Annotated in this window: 13 protein-coding genes; 3 read left to right on the top strand and 10 right to left on the bottom strand. The window is 52.2% G+C overall.

Annotated features, from left to right (window positions below; translation table 11 throughout):
- Positions 1-3 precede the first annotated feature (3 nt).
- On the top strand, positions 4-1,062 hold the full coding sequence (locus CIK94_RS00690) for an OmpA family protein (protein WP_094420716.1): 1,059 nt from the start codon (positions 4-6) through the stop codon (positions 1,060-1,062).
- A 90-nt stretch (positions 1,063-1,152) separates the two neighbouring features.
- On the top strand, positions 1,153-1,920 hold the full coding sequence (locus CIK94_RS00685) for an acyl-[acyl-carrier-protein] thioesterase (protein WP_094386050.1): 768 nt from the start codon (positions 1,153-1,155) through the stop codon (positions 1,918-1,920).
- A 9-nt stretch (positions 1,921-1,929) separates the two neighbouring features.
- Here the strand turns inward: CIK94_RS00685 and CIK94_RS00680 are convergent, their stop codons facing one another.
- From CIK94_RS00680 to CIK94_RS13905, 5 genes are all read right to left on the bottom strand, one after another.
- The gene (locus CIK94_RS00680) at positions 1,930-3,831 is read right to left on the bottom strand and encodes an ATP-dependent DNA helicase RecQ (protein WP_094420714.1); all 1,902 of its coding nucleotides are present in this window, start codon (positions 3,829-3,831) and stop codon (positions 1,930-1,932) included.
- Positions 3,818-5,548, bottom strand: a complete 1,731-nt coding sequence (gene recJ, locus CIK94_RS00675) for a single-stranded-DNA-specific exonuclease RecJ (RefSeq protein ID WP_094420712.1) — start codon at positions 5,546-5,548, stop codon at positions 3,818-3,820. The genes CIK94_RS00680 and recJ overlap by 14 nt, the downstream gene beginning before the upstream one ends.
- A 152-nt stretch (positions 5,549-5,700) precedes the next feature.
- Positions 5,701-6,906, bottom strand: coding sequence for an aminopeptidase C (locus CIK94_RS00670; protein ID WP_094420710.1), 1,206 nt, complete (start codon positions 6,904-6,906; stop codon positions 5,701-5,703).
- 26 nt (positions 6,907-6,932) lie between these two features.
- A complete protein-coding gene (locus tag CIK94_RS00665; RefSeq protein WP_094420708.1) occupies positions 6,933-8,339 on the bottom strand; it encodes an aminopeptidase P family protein in 1,407 nt (468 codons plus the stop codon).
- A gap of 861 nt (positions 8,340-9,200) precedes the next feature.
- Positions 9,201-9,410, bottom strand: a complete 210-nt coding sequence (locus CIK94_RS13905) for a hypothetical protein (protein ID WP_144008255.1) — start codon at positions 9,408-9,410, stop codon at positions 9,201-9,203.
- A gap of 616 nt (positions 9,411-10,026) precedes the next feature.
- On the opposite strand from CIK94_RS13905, the gene CIK94_RS13900 reads away from it, so the two are divergent.
- Positions 10,027-10,377: a hypothetical protein gene (locus CIK94_RS13900; RefSeq protein WP_144008254.1), complete on the top strand. Its 351-nt coding sequence runs from the start codon at positions 10,027-10,029 to the stop codon at positions 10,375-10,377.
- Here the strand turns inward: CIK94_RS13900 and CIK94_RS00660 are convergent.
- The 5 genes from CIK94_RS00660 to CIK94_RS00640 all read right to left on the bottom strand — a co-directional run bounded on the left by CIK94_RS00660 (position 10,326) and on the right by CIK94_RS00640 (position 17,411).
- On the bottom strand, positions 10,326-11,255 hold the full coding sequence (locus CIK94_RS00660; protein WP_094388500.1) for an Abi family protein: 930 nt from the start codon (positions 11,253-11,255) through the stop codon (positions 10,326-10,328). The genes CIK94_RS13900 and CIK94_RS00660 overlap by 52 nt on opposite strands.
- A gap of 1,907 nt (positions 11,256-13,162) precedes the next feature.
- The gene (locus CIK94_RS00655) at positions 13,163-14,035 is read right to left on the bottom strand and encodes a patatin family protein (RefSeq protein WP_094420768.1); all 873 of its coding nucleotides are present in this window, start codon (positions 14,033-14,035) and stop codon (positions 13,163-13,165) included.
- An 80-nt stretch (positions 14,036-14,115) separates the two neighbouring features.
- Positions 14,116-14,919 carry an RNA methyltransferase gene (locus CIK94_RS00650; RefSeq protein WP_094420706.1) on the bottom strand — a complete coding sequence of 268 codons (804 nt, stop codon included), beginning with the start codon at positions 14,917-14,919 and terminating at the stop codon, positions 14,116-14,118.
- A gap of 22 nt (positions 14,920-14,941) precedes the next feature.
- Complete coding sequence (locus CIK94_RS00645; protein ID WP_094420704.1) at positions 14,942-16,270, bottom strand: TolC family protein; 1,329 nt, start codon at positions 16,268-16,270, stop codon at positions 14,942-14,944.
- 22 nt (positions 16,271-16,292) lie between these two features.
- Entirely contained in the window at positions 16,293-17,411 is a 1,119-nt protein-coding gene (locus tag CIK94_RS00640) for an efflux RND transporter periplasmic adaptor subunit (RefSeq protein WP_094386862.1), read from the bottom strand.

Below are 17,411 nucleotides of genomic sequence, written 5' to 3'. Positions count from 1 at the left end.
ACAATGAAAAAGCTGGTTTTAATGTTCGCAGCCGCACTGCTGGCAGTTTCAGCATCGGCTCAGACAGTCTCGGAAAGCAAGTCTTCTGATAATTTCTATCTCGGTGTCAACGGTGGAGTCATCACCGCCACCCATCCATCGACCATGGGGGCAGCCAACCATTGCTGGCTTCGTGATATCACTCCCAATGCCGGTCTGCGCTTGGGCCGCTGGTTTACTCCCGTATTCGGTTTGGCTCTTGAGGGCAATGCCTATTTCAAGAACCTGCATCATGGCAATCTCCAGAGTACACTCGTCAACAGCATGAACACCTCGCTGCTGGCTACCATCAATCTGAGCAACTGGGCTGGTGGCTACAAGGGCGAGCCTCGCTGCTGTGAGCTTATCCCGGTAATGGGTCTGGGATGGGGACACACCTTCGGTTCGCCCACCAAGGACTGGAAAGCCGACGTGCTGACCTCCAAGTTTGGCGTGGACTTCGCCTTCAACTTCGGCGCCAACAAGGAATGGCAGTTCTATGTTGAGCCTTCTATCAACTGGGCTCTCAACGGCAATGGCTACCAGGGCGTGGCTTACAATGTCAACAAGTCTGGCTTCCAGCTCAATGTAGGCTTCAACTACAAGTTCAGAAACTCCAATGGTACCCACAACTTCGCTCTTGCCCAGCTGCGCGACCAGGCCGAGGTCGATGCACTCAATGCTCAGATTAACGACTTGCGCGGCGAACTTGCCAAGAAACCTAAGGAGGTGGTCAAGGAAGTGGTGAAAACACAGGAAGTACAGGTGGGCAACCTCGTGTTTGTGACCTTCGCACAGGGCAAGCAGAACCTCACCGATGAGGCCAAGGAAGCCCTCAACACCATAGCCGAAGGCAAGCACGTGCAGGTAGTAGGTACTGCTTCGCCCGAGGGCTCCAAGGCGTTTAACAAGAGACTCTCGCAGGGTCGTGCCGATGTCGTGGCCGACTATCTCAGAGCCCGCGGTGTCATCGTCGACGAGGCTACCGGCAAGGGTGTGCAGGGAGTTACTTCCAATCGCCTGGCTATCGTATATATCAAGTGACAGTTTGACTGCGCCGATAATAAAAAAATCTCTGGTATCGTTGGGTGCCAGAGATTTTTTCGTTAATTTTGTTCCGTAAAACGTATGATTATGGAACAGACCAAAATAGCAAAATACAAGTTCTTGGCAGAGCCTTTCCACTGTGATTACTCCAATCATCTCTTCATGGGACACCTGGGTAATCATCTGCTCAATGCTGCCGATTTCCATTCCACCGAGCGTGGCTTTGGTATGAATTATCTTATGCCGCGCCACAAGACATGGGTGCTGTCGCGACTGGTGATAGAGATGGACGAGATGCCTTCCTCGTATGACGACTTCTATGTAGAAACTTGGGTCGAGAGTGCCATGCGCTACTTCACCTCGCGCAACTATGCCATCTCTGCCGCCGACGGCCACATGCTTGGCTATGGTCGCAGCGTGTGGGCGATGATTGATACCCAGAGCCGTCAGCCCACTGACATCTTCAGCATCCACGATGGTGCCATCAACAACTATATAGACAAAGACTATCCCTGTCCTATCGCCAGCCCGTCGCGGGTAAAGATGGGTGATGAGGCTGTGAAGGTGATGGAACTCAAGACACGCTATAATGATGTCGATATCAATGGCCATATCAACAGCGTCAAGTATATCGAACATGTGCTCGACTTGTTTCCCGTCGATTGGTACAAGTCTCATTTCCTGAAGCGCTTTGAGATAGCCTATGTGGCTGAAGCCCATGGCGGCGATGTCCTGACTTTCTATCAGGAGCAAACTGCCGATGGCGCTTACTGCATACGCATCACCAAGCGCGCCGACGATGATGCCACAGAGACCGAGGTGGCTCGTGGCAAGGCTGTGTTTATAGAAAAATAATAGGGGGAGTCAATCCTTGTTGAGGCAGATTTGACAGCCGTTGACAAGGATTATCTCTTCAGACACCAGTTCGGACAAAACCTGTTCGAACTGTTTTTTAGGAATCTGCAGATCACGCAGAATAGTAATGTGATGGGGCTCTCCGTCGGCCAGTTGTTGCAGGATAAGCTCGCGAGCTGTCTTCTCCTGTTGCTTGGTGACGCGTCCGTAGTGGTCTGCACACACATCGCAACGGTGACAATCGTTCTTGTTTTCTTCTCCGAAATAAGCCATAAGCTGCCGGCTGCGGCAAGTTTCATCGTTCTCGATATAGGCTATCATTGCCTCGATACGCTCGATGTAATTCTCCTTTCTTTCCTCGTATACCTCTCTGGGCAGGACCACCTGCTCTGGGTCTACGCGGTCGGAAAGGTAGGTGATGTAGGGCATCTTGCGCTGTGGGATAAAGTGTACGATATGCCGCTGCGAGAGCATCTTGAGTATGGTGTAGACCTGCTCGTGCTCGAGTCCGCTCTGCAGGGCTATCAGCGACAGGTCGATATAGGCATAGTCGGTGAAGAGTCCGCCGTAGCAGCGCAGCAGCGCCGTGATGACCTTCTCTTCCATGGGCGTGCCCTCGTGCAGACGGTATAGCTCGTCGCGATGAAGCAGAAACATGATGCGGGCACGGGCGTCGGGGTCGGTCTCGTAGATGATGTAGCCGGCGCGCTGCAGGATGCGCAGGGCGGCATCGGTCTGGATGGGGTAGTGGTGGTAGATGTGGCAGAACTTGTCTATCTCAAAGGCACCGGTAAATCCCTTGCCGCTCTCTACGCCTATCTGGAAGTAATAGGCCAGATGCTCGTAGACACTGCTTATGAACTCCTTCTCAGGGAAATTGTCGGCGATGCGCTTCTTCAGCTTCACCTTGTCGCTCGTGTCGTAGAGCAGCACAGCATAGGCACGCTGGCCATCGCGTCCGGCACGTCCGGCTTCCTGGAAGTAGGCTTCGATGGAGTCGGGACAGTCGTAGTGGATGACCAGACGCACATCGGGCTTGTCGATGCCCATGCCAAAGGCGTTGGTAGCCACTATCACCCGCCGTTCGTCGTCCTGCCATTGCTGCTGGTTGCGGTCCTTGATGGCGGGGTCGAGTCCGGCATGGAAGTGGTTGGCACTGATGCCTGCGTCGGTGAGCATCTTGGCTATCTCCTTGGTGCGCTTGCGGCTGCGCACATAGACGATGGCACAGCCCTGCACGGCTCTGAGGATATGCAGCAGTTCGTGGTCTTTGTCGGTGGTGTTGCGCACGATGTAACCCAAGTTCTTGCGCTCAAAGCTCATGCTGAACACGTTGTGTTCCTTGAACCCCAACTTGTCTTGGATGTCTATCACCACCTTGGGCGTGGCGGTGGCAGTGAGCGCGAGGATAGGTACATTGGGCTTGATGCTGCGTATGTCGGTAATACGCAGGTAACTGGGACGGAAGTCATAGCCCCATTGGCTGATGCAATGGGCTTCGTCGACAGTGATAAAACTAACGTTGATGTGCTTTAGCTTGGTAAGAAAAAGCTCGGAAGAAAGACGCTCGGGCGATACGTAGAGTATCTTGGTAGAACCGAAGATGCAGTTCTCGAGTGTCACGATGATTTCCTGTCTGGACATGCCCGAGAAGATGGCGGCCGAACTGATGCCACGCTTCTGCAGGTGCATCACCTGGTCCTTCATCAGGGATATAAGTGGGGTGATGACGATACAGACTCCATCCTGGGCCAAGGCAGGCACCTGGAAGGTGATGGACTTGCCGCCACCGGTGGGCATCAGGCCCAAGGTATCTTTGCCCGAGCCGATGCTTTCGATGATGGACTCCTGTATTCCTCTAAAAGATGTATAGCCCCAGTATTCTCTCAGTATGTCGTCATACCTTTTCATCCTCAGCAGGGCGTATGTCTTCTATCTGTAACTGGATGGCGTTGTGCTTGAAGACATTGTCCTCAAGCGTATAAGCGATGTCAAAACTGCGCTTTGACTTGATGTAACGTGCCGATGCGCTCTGGCCGAAGGCTATGCCCTTGACCACATTGCTCGACTTGGAGTCGACCAGCTCGAGCTTGATATGTTCCTGCTCGCGGCCCACGACCTTGCTGGTGCCATAGTCGTAGACATTGAGGGTGCAGAAGAGGGGCTTGGGGTTGCCTGGACCGAAGGGTGAGAATTTCTTCAGGTCGTTGTGCAGGCGCTTGGTGATATCCTTGAAGTCGATGACTGAGTCTATCTTCAGGTTGGCTTCGGTCTGCTCGGGCAGGATGTGGTCGTCTACATACTGCTGGAACGCCATGCGGAATTCCTTGATGCGATCCCATTTCAGCGTAAGGCCCGTGGCATAGGTGTGGCCACCGAAGTTGACCAGCAGATGGCGGCAACTCTTGATGGCAGAATAGATGTCAAAGCCGGTGACGCTGCGGGCAGAGCCGGTGGCATAGTCGCCGTCGCGGGTAAGCACCACGGTGGGACGGAAGTAGATTTCCGTAAGTCGTGAGGCAACGATGCCGATGACGCCTTTCTTCCAGTTCTCGTCGTAGAGCACGATGCTCGACTGGTGCTTCTGGTTCTCCAAGCGGGCCACAATCTGGTTGGCTTCCTCGGTCATCTGCTTGTCTATATCCTTACGTTGCTCGTTGTATTCGTTGATGTGCTTGGCCATGCGCAGAGCCATGCCAAGGTCTTTTTCTACAAGCAAGTCCACACTTTCGCGGCCGTTCTCCATGCGTCCAGAGGCGTTGATACGCGGGCCAATCTTGAAGATGATGTCGCTCATCGATAGCTCGCGGTTGTTGAGTCCGCAGATGTCGATGATGGCTTTGAGTCCTACGGTGGGGTTCTGGTTGAGCTGCTTCAGACCGTGGAAGGCGAGGATGCGGTTCTCGTCGACTACGGGCACGATATCGGCAGCGATGCTTACGGCACAGAGGTCGAGTAGGGGGATGAGGCGTGAGAAGGGGATGCCGTTGTTCTTGGCAAAGGCTTGCATAAACTTGAAGCCTACGCCGCATCCACACAGGTCTTTGAAGGGATAGGGGTCGTCCTCACGCTTGGGGTTGAGGATGGCCACGGCATCGGGCAGCTTCTCGTCGGGCACATGATGGTCGCAGATGATGAAGTCGATACCTTGCTCTTTGGCATAGGCTATCTCGTCGATGGCTTTGATGCCACAGTCGAGGATGATAATGAGCTTCACGCCCTGCTCCTTGGCATAGTCTATACCTTTCTTGCTTACGCCATAGCCTTCGTCATAGCGGTCGGGGATATAGTATTCGATGTTGGAATAAAACTGCAACAGAAACTTATAGACCAACGCTACGGCTGTACACCCATCTACGTCGTAATCGCCATACACCAGTATGCGCTCCTTGCGGCCCATGGCATCGTTGAGCCTGTCTACGGCGATGTCCATGTCCTTCATCAGGAACGGATTGATGAGGTCGGCAAGCTGGGGGCGGAAGAATCGCTTGGCTGCCGACTCGGTGGTAATGCCACGCCTAATCAGCAGCAGGGTGAGAATGGGGCTCATGTTGAGCTTCTCACCCAATTCCTTAGCAGCCTGTTCCTCTTCGGGTGTAGGATACTTGTAATTCCACTTAAAGTGCATTATATCGTTCTTTTATTATCAATAGAATGGGGGCCAAGTCTGGTATAGACCTTATTTGAGCCCAAAGTTACAAAATAAATACAAAAAAACGGCAGTTTCTCATCTAAAAATTTATGAGAAGCTGCCGTTTATGTATTTATGTGCTATGGTTCTTAGATGCCCATTTTCTTACGTATATCCTTGGGGATGGCATTCTTGTTGACCATAAAGTCCATGGTGTTGGCCACGATGTAGTTCTTGGTCATGTACCAGATACCCTTGTATTCGCCAGACTCGCCCCATGAGTTCTTTACCATATAGTACTCCTTGCCGTTCTGGTCCTTGGCGATACCGAAGATGAGCATACCGTGGTCGTCGGTCAGCTCCCAGTTGTCAAAACGCTGCTGGCGCTGCTCCTGTGTAGGCACAAGCTCGGGCACGTTTACACCGAGAGAGTCGATGAGGTTGGTCTTCTTGGCCTTGGGCAGCTTGAGCCAGTGTGCCATATCGCTGCCTGCGAGGCTCTCCATCTTCTTGGTGTCATAGAAGTAAGCCAGACCCTGACGGGTGAAGCCCTCTTCAGATACGTCGCCACCCCATGCTACGGTGTAGCCGTTCATGATGGCGTTTTCGATGATGCGGGCCATGTCGTCGATAGGCACGTTCCATGACTGTGGGTTGCGCCAGTTGTCCTGCACCTCAACGGCAAACTGTGTCCAGAAGGGGTGGTGGGTATAGCTGGTTACGGTCACGTAGTTGTTCCAGTCGAGACCCAGGCTGGCAGCAAAAGTCTTGGGAGTATAGTTCTTGCCTTCGTAAGTGAAGTTCTCAGGACACTTGCCGAGGTAGGCATCGAGGATGCCCTGCAGACCCACCTTCCACTGGCCAGACAGTTTCTTGCTGTTGCTGGTGGCAATAGCCTTGACATAGGGAGACAGCACGGTGAAGAACTCGTTGAAGTTGTTCAGTGAGTCGCCATACAGACTGCCGGGGAAAGGCATGATGCCCTGGGGAATGATACCATAGTTCTGGATGCAGTACAAGGGGTCGTAAGCCGAACCGCCCTGAGCAAACTGGCAGTCACCATGCAGACGTACTACCTGGATAGCACGGTCCATATAGGTCTTGTTGGTCACGAAGCTCTCTTCCAGGTCATAGACCTTGCCGGTAGCCTTGAGGATTTCGGCCTCAAAGTAACTCAGGGTAGAGTAGTTCCAGCACGTACCTGAGCGGTTCTGGTCCTTGATACTTGTAATCTTATTCTCCTTGACCACAGTGAATACGGGCTTGTTGGGATTTACCTTCTCAGCCTTCTTCTCCTGTGCGTTTGCGCCCAAGGCCACCATAGCCACGAGCGCCATCATCATGATTTTTTTCATTTCTTGTTGTTTTATGATTCTGTTGATTATTGTTTGTTTTCAGCCATATATGCTTCTACATCCTTGGGATGATAGGGGATGCGCTCGTTGCCCAAGAAGCGGGCACCGTCGGCAGTGATGAGCAGGTCGTCTTCGATGCGGATGCCACCAAAGTCCTTGTAGGTCTCCAGCTTGTCAAAGCAGAGGAAGTCCTTGCAGTGGCCCTTGGCGCGCCATTCGTCGATGAGGGCGGGGATGAAGTAGATGCCAGGCTCGTCGGTCACTACAAATCCTTCCTGCAGACGGCGTCCCATGCGCAGACAGTTGGTGCCAAACTGCTCGAGGTTGGGGCGGGTCTCCTCGTCAAATCCTACGTTCACCTGGTCCAGGTTCTCCATGTCGTGTACATCCATACCCATCATGTGGCCCAGTCCGTGGGGCAGGAACATGGCGTGGGCACCTTGGCGCACAGCCTCTTCGGTGTCGCCCTTGGCAAGTCCCAGCTCTTTGAGTCGGTCAAAGATGAGGCGGCATACGGAGAAGTGTACGTCGGCATACTTCACACCGGGGCGTGCCACCTCGAGGGCATGGTCGTGGGCTGCCTCTACGATAGAGTATATCTCCAGCTGGCGCTGGCTGAACTTGCCGTTCACGGGGTAGGTGCGGGTGTTGTCAGAGCAGTAGTTGTTGATGGTCTCGGCACCGGCGTCACAGAGCACGAGGCGTCCGCTTTCCAGCTCAGCCATAGAGGGGTTGCCGTGCATAATCTCGCCGTGTTGCGAGAAGATGGTGGGGAAGCTGACCATGGCGCCATACGAGTGGGCGATGCCGTCCACCTGACCGCCGATATACTTCTCGGTCACGCCTGGACGAGTCAGTCTCATGGCGGTGGTGTGCATCTTATAGCCTATCACCGAGGCGCGCTCCAGCTCTTCTATCTCCTGCTGTTCCTTGGTAGAACGCATCTTCACCACAGCCTTGATCAGCTCCATCGATGCCGATTCCTTCTGCTGGTTGGGATGTATGCCTAACAGGTCAAACAGTTGCAGTTTGATATCATATCTGTAGGGAGGCAGGAAGTGGATGGGGCGCTTCTGGCTCAGTGCGGCGTTGCAGATGGTCTTGAGTTCTTTCATCGGAGCCCAGTTCTCCACGCCCACCTGTGCAGCCATGTCGGCCACGGTGTCTACCGAGCCATACCACACGATGTCCTCTATGTCAATGTCGTTGCCTATCAGCGTTTCCTTGTCTTCGTCCAGGTCTATCACGCCCACCAGGCCGTCGCGCTGCTGACCGAAATAATATAAGAATGTGGAGTCTTGACGGAAGGGGTAATACCCGTTGTTGGGGAAGTTGGCTGGCGAGTCGTTGTTACCAAACAGGATGATGATACCACTCTTGACCAAGCGCTTCAGCTCAGCCCTACGACGGATATATGTTTCTTTGCTAAACATTGTATTATGTGTTATTTGTTGTCCTATAATCCATATCATTCAGGCGGCTATCCGCCTATGAATTACAAAGTTAATGATAATGCGCAACGTAACCAAACAAAACCGAAGAAAAATCACTTTTGCTATATATATAATAAGGTATATGGGGGAACCACCAACAGACGCCCCTCCCCGCAAGCAGCAGCAACTCCTACAGAGTTGCCAATGATGCGTACCTACAGCAAGTTATAAGTCCTAACCCACAGCAAGATAGGACTCCCGCCCCTTGGGAGGGCACTGAAAAACTAAAACCCACTATCAAATTGAAAGTTGATGACGGAGATATAGCTGTTTTACCCTTTATTTTCTGTCTATTTTAGCCTTATTTAGGCGATTTGCAGAAAGAGAAGTTACAAATCGTAAGCATTTTCCGTTTTGGTCATAAAAAAAGGGGACTTTTTCAGTGCCCTCCCTTGGGGAGGGTTTGGGGAGGGGCTTCTCCGCACACCCCCGGCAACTCTGACGGAGTTGCGTTTCCCCAGCCCAGGGTTGCAGGGTGAAGCACGCTACCCTGGGTAAGCACCCCCACTAATATAGCTACTCTGTAAGAGTTGCGCTTAGCCGAAGGCGTTACTTGTCGTGAATATACCATCACAATAATCTACAAAAAGATTTGTGCCTTTTCAGGGCTTTGCCCTTTGCGTCCGTGTGTGTCGGATAATATCTCGAGAGCGAGCTCTCGGATACTCTCCGCCACACCCATCCGTGCCTGCCTGCTGGCAGGCTGAAAAGTCACAAATAACAAAAAGCCGCCGTTGGCGGTAAAAAAAGTCCGGCTAACGCCGGTACAAAAAAGATTACCATATTTTCTATCGACAGGTGTCAAACAGATGGAATAACACAATCAGTTGTTTTTTTACCGCCAACGGCGGACTTTTTGAACGGCCAACGGCCGCTTTTTGACCCATGCCGGCTGTTGCCGTCATGCAGCGCATGGCGTTGGGGGATGGTGGCGACGATAAGGAGGAAAACTCGTTTTCTGACTGGCGTCACCGACAACCCCCAAAAGGCGAAGCCGACAACAGCCGCCATGGATTTTTGTGTTTATATCATCCTATATTATGTCCTGCTGCAGGTAACGCCTTCGGCTAATCGCAACTCTTTCAGAGTAGCATTGATTTGTAGTGATTTGCACCCAGGGTAGAGGCGCTTTGCCCCTCAACCCTGGGCTATGAAATCGCAACTCCGTCAGAGTTGCCAAGGGTGCGTACCATCCACGATGGGCTAACCCATCATTGGATGCGCACCACACACCATTCCACCATTGGGTGCATATCATCCATCATGGTTAGTCCATTACCGCCCAAATATATTTGACCATACATATCGGAAAATGGTACGCATCCCCGGCAACTCTGACGGAGTTGCGATTTCCCAGCCCAGGGTTGCGGGCGAAGCACGCTACCCTGGGTAAGCGCCCCCACTAATATAGCTACTCTGTAAGAGTTGCGCTTAGCCGTAGGCGTTACTTGTCGTGTTTCCATATTCCTTGAATAAGCCATCACAATAAACTACAAAAAGATTTGCGCCTTTTCAGGGCTTTGCCCTATGCGTCCGTGTGTGTCGGATAATATCTCGAGAGCGAGCTCTCGGATATTCTCCGCCACCCCCATCCGCGCCTGCCTGATGGCAGGCTGAAAAGTCACAAATGGCAAAAAGTCCGCCGTTGGCGGTAAAAAAAGTCCGGCTAATGCCGGTACAAAAAAAGATTGCCTTATTTTCTATCGGCAGGTGTCAAACAGATGGAATAACACAATCAACTGTTTTTTTTACCGCCAATGGCGGACTTTTTGAACGGCCAACGGCCGCTTTTTTTACCATGGCTTTTTGTGTTTATATCATTAGCTTATTAAATCCAAATCAGCCTAATGACCGTTTTGTGTTTATACATCCCGCTTTCTACCCATTCAAGGAAAAGCCTTTTGTGCAAATCATCACAAACGGCTTTTACCTCCATATTGGATCGTCCTTCCAATTTCCGATAAAACCAAGCCTTTGATAAGGAATGTTCTGATTGGCACTTATCAGATCAAGAATCTTATTTTTTATTTTATTTCTGGGGCAGACAGCATTGCAGAGATACAGCATTGCCACGATGAAGCCGTATGGCCTGTTCTTCTGATTTTCTGTCAATGGTGAGTTTAGCCATTTGCCACGTAAGCCTCTTGGATTGGTTACTTTCTTTCCAAACGTTCTGTTCCATAGTCTGGAATGGTGTGCCACAATGTTACGCATCAGAGAAATCGCCTCAAGCCAACCTGTAAGGTCTTTTGCTGAGTAAAGTCCAAAATCGTTGGCTATTGCGGAACGCTGCGGAAGCTGCGATTTAAGGTTTTTACACATCTTGGAAAGAGTACCGAATGTTGCCACCTCTATTATCCTCCACGCATCCGGATTGTCACCGTCAAAAGACTCCTCGTCCCAGTTGGGATGACTGTCTATATATTCTTTGGCAAAAGGCTCCGTACTTCTTCCAAATTCATATTTTAAGTCGTAAACGAAATCTTCATGGTAATCACTGTTCTCAAAAAGGGAGGAGTCCAAATACCATAATCCATTACCTGCGGCTTGTGACATATGGTTAATCACCTTTGAACGCAATGCCACTTCTATTATTTCTATTGCGTCAAAAAGGATGAGGCGCAGCTGATGGTCGAAATCATACCGCCGGATAACATCACTAAAGGTGGTTCCTTCAATGAAATCTCCATCTGTATCTGCATCCAGTAAGTCTCTCCAATAATATTTCAGACGGAAATAGCTGATACGCGAGAAACACTCCTTGGCCTTACGCTCTTCATCATCTGAGAAATTCATGCCCTTGTCACGAAGCAAGCGTATCTGTTCTTCTATATTATGCGGTTTCTGATTTACCATACCTGTTTTATAAAAAAAAGTGACCCGCCTGCAGGTCTCCGGGATGCAGACGGGTTCTGTTATCTTTGATTTGGTATAAACCGAGAATCTTCTTTTTTCGGTGTAAAGTTAGCAATAAAATCTAAAACAGCCAAACTTTTTTCAAGGAAAATATGAAGTTAAAGGAATGAAGGTAGCCAACCGATAAGCCCATCCCCATTCCTGCTCAAGGGGCGGGAGTTCCTTCACCGCTGAGTTTTAGGGCATCACAAAGAAGCTACAAAAAGATTTGCGCCTTTTCAGGGCTTCGCCCTTTGCGTCTGTGCGTGTCGTGTAATATCTCGAGAGCGAGCTCTCGGATATTCCGCGCCACCCCCATCCGCGCCTGCCTGATGGCAGGCTGAAAAGTCACAAATGACAAAAAGTCCGCCGTTGGCGGTAAAAAAAGTCCGGCTAACGCCGGTACAAAAAATGATTACCATATTTTCTATCGGCAGGTGTCAAAAAGATGGAATGTTGACTTCACGGCTGATGGCGTTCCGCAGTCTGCATAGTCTTGTTGGAAAGCTATCGAACCACGACCTTTTCCTTTAAGCCTCATTTCTATATTGTTTACAGTGCTTTGGCTTGATGTTTGTGCCATATTTTTGAAACCTTTTTATTATATTTTTGGTTCTTGTTCGTCTGCAATGATATGGTATTTTCTTCTAAACACCAACATTATTATTGATTATCCGTTTTTGAAAGGCATTTTTGGCAAACTCGCAATAGGTCAGTCTATCAATTTCACCAATTCATGTAGGAGTTGTGTTTAGCCGTAAGCGTTACCCGTAGCAAGTTATAATACACTAACCCACAGCAAGACGCCCCTTGGGGAAGACCTGGGGAGGGGCTTATGCAATGGGAAAGAGGCCAAACAGGAATGTTTTTAGATACAATCCTTGCAGAAAATCTCAAAAAGGTGTATAAACCGATAGGGTAAAAATCTCAAAAAGGTGCGAATAATGTTATTATGAAAAGAAGGATATATTAACACCACCTTGATTGAAAGGAGTTTTGCACCGGTGACCAAATGGGCTGCGTCACTATTGTTTGAGCCCTCCCTATGTTCTCCCCAAAGGAAATGATGTTAATGTCTAATGCCTTCACCCACAGCAAGATAGAACTCCAGGTTCTTGGGGATGGCTGGGGAGGGGCTTCTGGTTGTACACCCCGCAAGCAGCAGCAACTCTGACGGAGTTGCGTTTCCCCAGCCCAGGGTTGCGGGCGAAGCACGCTACCCTGGGTAAGCGACCCCACTAATATAGCAACTCTGTAGGAGTTGCGTTTAGCCGTAGGCGTTATTCTCAGTTGGATTTTATCACAATAAATAAGCAGAAAAAACTCGCTGCGGTAACGCCTTTGGCTAAGCGCAACACTTACAGCGTTGCTATCATTTTTTCTCACGGCACCCAGGGTAGAGGCGCTCCACGCCTCAACCCTGGGCTATGTAATCGCAACTCCTACAGAGTTGCCAAGGGCGCGTACCATCCACTACAAACTCCATCTCGAATTTCACCCAGGTAGTTGGGATGATGATGACGTCTCTTGTAGAGAGGTTTATGGCTTGTCCATGGAAGAGATGTCCGCAAGCAGCAACTCCTACAGAGTTGCCAAGGGTGCGTACCATCCACTACAAACTCCATTTCAATGCTCTCCCCAAGCAGGAATGTGTTAATGCAGAACAGCCTCATTACGATTGAACTCCCGCCCCCTGGGAGGGCACTGAAAAAGTCCCCTTTTTTTATGACCAAAACGGAAAATGCTTACGATTTGTAACTTCTCTTTCTGCAAATCGCCTAAAATAAGGCTAAAATAGACAGATAATAAAGGGTAAAACAGCTATTTCTCCGTCATCAACTTTCAATTTGATAGTGGGTTTTAGTTTTTCAGTGCCCTCCCTGGGGAGGGTTGGGGAGGGGCTTCATCTCCTTGCAGAACTTATCGCCTAAGGCGTAGCCTTCTTCGTATAGGGCTTCCAACTTGTTGGTGTCTTTCTCTATGCGGTCTACCTCCAAGGGGCGCTCGGGACGGATGCAGACCACCTGGCCTGCATCTTCGAGCTGCTCCACGTATGCCAACTGCTCATTATACACCTCTATGCGGCGGCTTAGGGCTACGCGCAGACGAGGGTAGTTCTTGTAGATTAAATGGGGAATCTTGTGGTCACGACCCTTCTTGCGGTAGCCACGGTTGCGGGTGAGTATCAGTACGTTGTTCTCATACCCGCGTTCCTGGGCGCGGCGCAGGGGGATGCTGTCGACGATGCCGCCATCGAGCATGGGGATGCCGTCGACGGTAACCATCTTGCTCACATAGGGCAGGCTGCTCGACGCCATCACGATGTCGAGCGCACGCTGGCGGTCGTGGTCTTCGGTGAGATACATGGCGCGCCCAGTCAGACAGTTGGTGGTGACCATCTCAAAGTTGGCCGAGTGCTGGAAGTATGTATCAAAGTCGAAGGGTATCAGCTCGTTGGGGAAGGCATCATAGAGTAGCTTGCGGTCGAAGATGCAACCCTGGGTGAGCAGGTGGCGCAGCCCTACATAGTGGTAACGGGCAAGAAAGTCGATATTGGATATGCGCGCACGACGCAGTTGGCGGCTGAAGTAAGACATGCCGTTGCAGGCACCAGCCGAGACCGCCACCGCATAAGGGAAATAGAGTTGATGCACCATGAAGGCGTCGAGCACACCACTGGTAAACACGCCGCGCATGCCGCCTCCTTCTAATACCAGCCCTGTCTTGTCGTTTATTGTCATAATCATCTAACGTATATCTGCGTGCAAAGTTACATATTTACCCCGTAAATGTGCAACAAATGCCCAGAAAACTATCGCCGTTACCGTTTTCTTAACTCCCAGAACGCCACAGCCGAGGCGGCAGCCACGTTGAGCGAGTCCACCTGATGCGACATCGGGATGCGCACCACGTAGTCGGCATCTTCGATGGTGGTGTGGGGGAGTCCGTCGCCCTCGGTGCCCAGTACGATGGCCAGCCGCTCCACCTCGGGCAACCTCGGGTCGTCGATGCTTATCGAGCGGTCGGTGAGCGCCATCGCTGCGGTCTTGAACCCGTAGTCGTTGAGCTGTTGCACGCTACCCTCAATCCAAGTCCAGGGGATGAGAAACACCGAACCCATCGACACGCGCACCGAGCGGCGGTTGAGCGGGTCACACGAGTCGGTGGTGAGCGCGATGGCGTCGATGCCCAATGCCGCTGCCGACCTGAAGATGGCGCCGATATTTGTGGTGTCGACCACGCCGTGGATGACCGCGATGCGATGTGCCGTGTGGCAGATGTCGGCTATCGTGGGCAGAGCCGGACGCTCCATGGCGCACAGCACTCCCCGCGTGAGCGTATAGCCCGTGAGCGATGCGAGCAGCTCGCGGTCGCCGGTATAGACAGGCACCTCGTCGCCGATGCGGCTGATGATTGCTGCTGCATCGCCGTCTATGTGGCGCCGCTCACAGAGCAGGGCTGTGGCGCGATAGCCCGCATTGAGCGCCACATGGATTACCTTCGGGCTTTCGGCGATGAATATCTCTTTGTCGGTGTATCGCCCCGACCGCAACTGCGCCTCGGTGAGGCTGCTGAAGACTTCCACTCCGGGGTGGTCGAGTGATGTGATGTTGATGATAGGCATAATGCTGATGGTGGGATAAAGATTAGAAATCGAGTGCCTTACCGCTGTAGAAGTTGAGCAGACTGGTCTGGTAGAGGTATTCATAGCGGGCCTGAATCTGTTCGCTTTGCGCTCTGAGCAGATTGTTCTTGGCCTCGTTGAACTCCGTGATGCTGGCCTTGGCGTTCTCATATTTTGCCTGGGTCAGCTTGAAGGCTTCCTCGTTGCTTGCCACAGCTTCGCGGCTACTGGCATACTTGCTCTCGGCAGCACGCGCGTTGTAGTACACCTGCTGTATCTCTTTGTAGAGCGACTTGCGCACATCGTCGAGCTTCAGCCGCTCGGTGTCGCGGTTTATCTCGCTGCGGCGTATGTTGTTGCGCGTGGCAAAGCGGTTGAAGATAGGGATGCTCAGACTCAGTCCTACATACTGGCTGAAGTTGTTTTTGAGCTGCTTGGCAAATCCGTCTGCCTCGTAACCGCTCGTCTTGTAGTAGTTGCTGCCCAAGCCGCCGTTGAGGTTGAGCTGGGGATAGCGCGCAGCCTTGGCTATCTGTATGTTGTAGTCGGCGCCCTCCACGCGGGTCTGCTGTGCCCTGACCTCGGGCTTCACCGCCATAGCCTCGGCAAAGACGGCTTCGGGCGAGGCAATGTTGCCTGGCGCGGGAATTATGCGCTCGATGTCGGGACGCACGATGGAGAAACCCTCGGGCGATGGCAGTTCCAGCAACTGCGACAGTGAGAGCAGCGCCATATGGTAGTTGTTGGCGGCGGTGGTCACCGTGAGCTGGCTCTGTGCCATCGTGGCTTTCTGCTGAGCCAGCTGGGCCACGCTTGCCTTGCCGTTGTCCACAAAGCCCTGCATCCTTACCACCTGCATCGAGTCGATAGACACCTGGCGCTGCGCTACGGTCATGGCCTCGGCGGCATTGAGCACCTCGATGTAAGCCTTTGCCACATTCATGCTCAGGTCGTTGCGCGCCTTGTCCAGGTCGGCGTCGGCAGCGTCCAGATTGAGCTGGCTCAGCTTGATGGTGTTGCGTGTGCGGAAGCCGTCGAAGAGCGATACGGTCGACCCTATCGTAAACGACGTGCTCGATGTGCTCTTGTTCTCATACGTGTTCTGCGCCGTGAGTCCGCGGCCGAACGAGAAGTTCTGGGCTGCCGAACCGTTGAGGTCGGGCAGACGGCTGTTCTTGTCGGTATTCAGCTGCAGAGCCTGCAACTCGCGCGTGTTCTGCATCTGCTTTACGCTGATGTTGTGGGCTATGGCGTAGTCCACACACTGGCGCAGCGTCCACGCCTGCTGTGCTTGCGCAGTGCCTACGCCCATGCAGGCGGCGACCACTGCCATGATTATCCTTGTCGTCATACTCGTTGTCTTTTATGGGTTATCATTCGTCGTTGCCGGCTGCGTCGGCTATAATCTGCGGGCCGCGCACCTTGTCCTTGAGCGAGAGTCCCTTCTTTACCTCGATGTTCACGCCGTCGCTCAGTCCGGTCACCACGGCATGGCGCTCATAGGTCTTGTCCTTGCCTGTGCCCTTGATGAGATAGACGAAGGTAGAGTCGCCGCTGAACTCTATGGCGCTCTCGGGTATCGACACCACGTGCTTGGCTTCGGCCAGCACTATCTCGGCATTGGCGCTGTAGCCCGAGCGTATCTTGCCGTTCTTGATACTGTGCACGGCAGCCTTTACCTCAAACTGGTTGGCGCCGTTGTTCTCTGTGGCTTTGGGCGAGATGTACTCGAGGGTAGCGTCAAACCTCAGGTCGTGCAGCGCGCCTATCGTTATCTTCATCGGCATGTTGTCTACCAGACTGCCCACCTCGGTCTCGTCTATGTTGCCTCTGAAGATGAGGTCATTCATATTGGCCACGGTGGCTATGGTCGTTCCGTCGTTGAAGGTGTTGGCCAGGATTACCGAGTTGCCCACCTTGACGGGGATGTCCAGTATCACTCCCGAGATGGTAGAGCGTATCAGCGTCGAGCTGGCTTTGGCGTTGCTGCGCGATACGCCGTCGCGCACCACCTCGAGTGCGTCCTGTGCCGCCTTGAGTTCCTCGTTGGCCTGGTGCAGCGTCTGTCTTATCTTGTCGTATTCGTCGGCGCTCACCAGTTTCTGCTTGTAGAGACTCTCTTCACGCGAGTAGTCCACCTGCGCCTGCTTCTGGTTAATCTCCGCCAGCCTTACCCTCGACTGGGCACTGCTCAGCTGACCCATATCGGGTATCACCTTCACGCGCGCTATTACCTCGCCGGCCTGCACATACTGGCCTGCTTCCTTGTAGATTTCGCTGATGATGCCGCTTATCTGGGGCTTTACGTTTACCTCGTTGCGCGGCTCTATCTTGCCTGTTATCACTGTGGTCTTCATGATGTCGGTGGTCACAGGCGTCAGCTCGCTATACTCGATGGGTGCGGGTTGTGATTTCTGATAGAGAAACACGAAGGTAGCGATAAACACCAGTATGATTACCGCTGCCACAATCAGTTTGGAATACTTTTTCAT

The organism is Prevotella sp. P4-51 (assembly GCF_002251455.1).
Classification (GTDB): Bacteria; Bacteroidota; Bacteroidia; order Bacteroidales; family Bacteroidaceae; genus Prevotella.
This window is presented reverse-complemented; position numbering and strand designations above follow the sequence as displayed.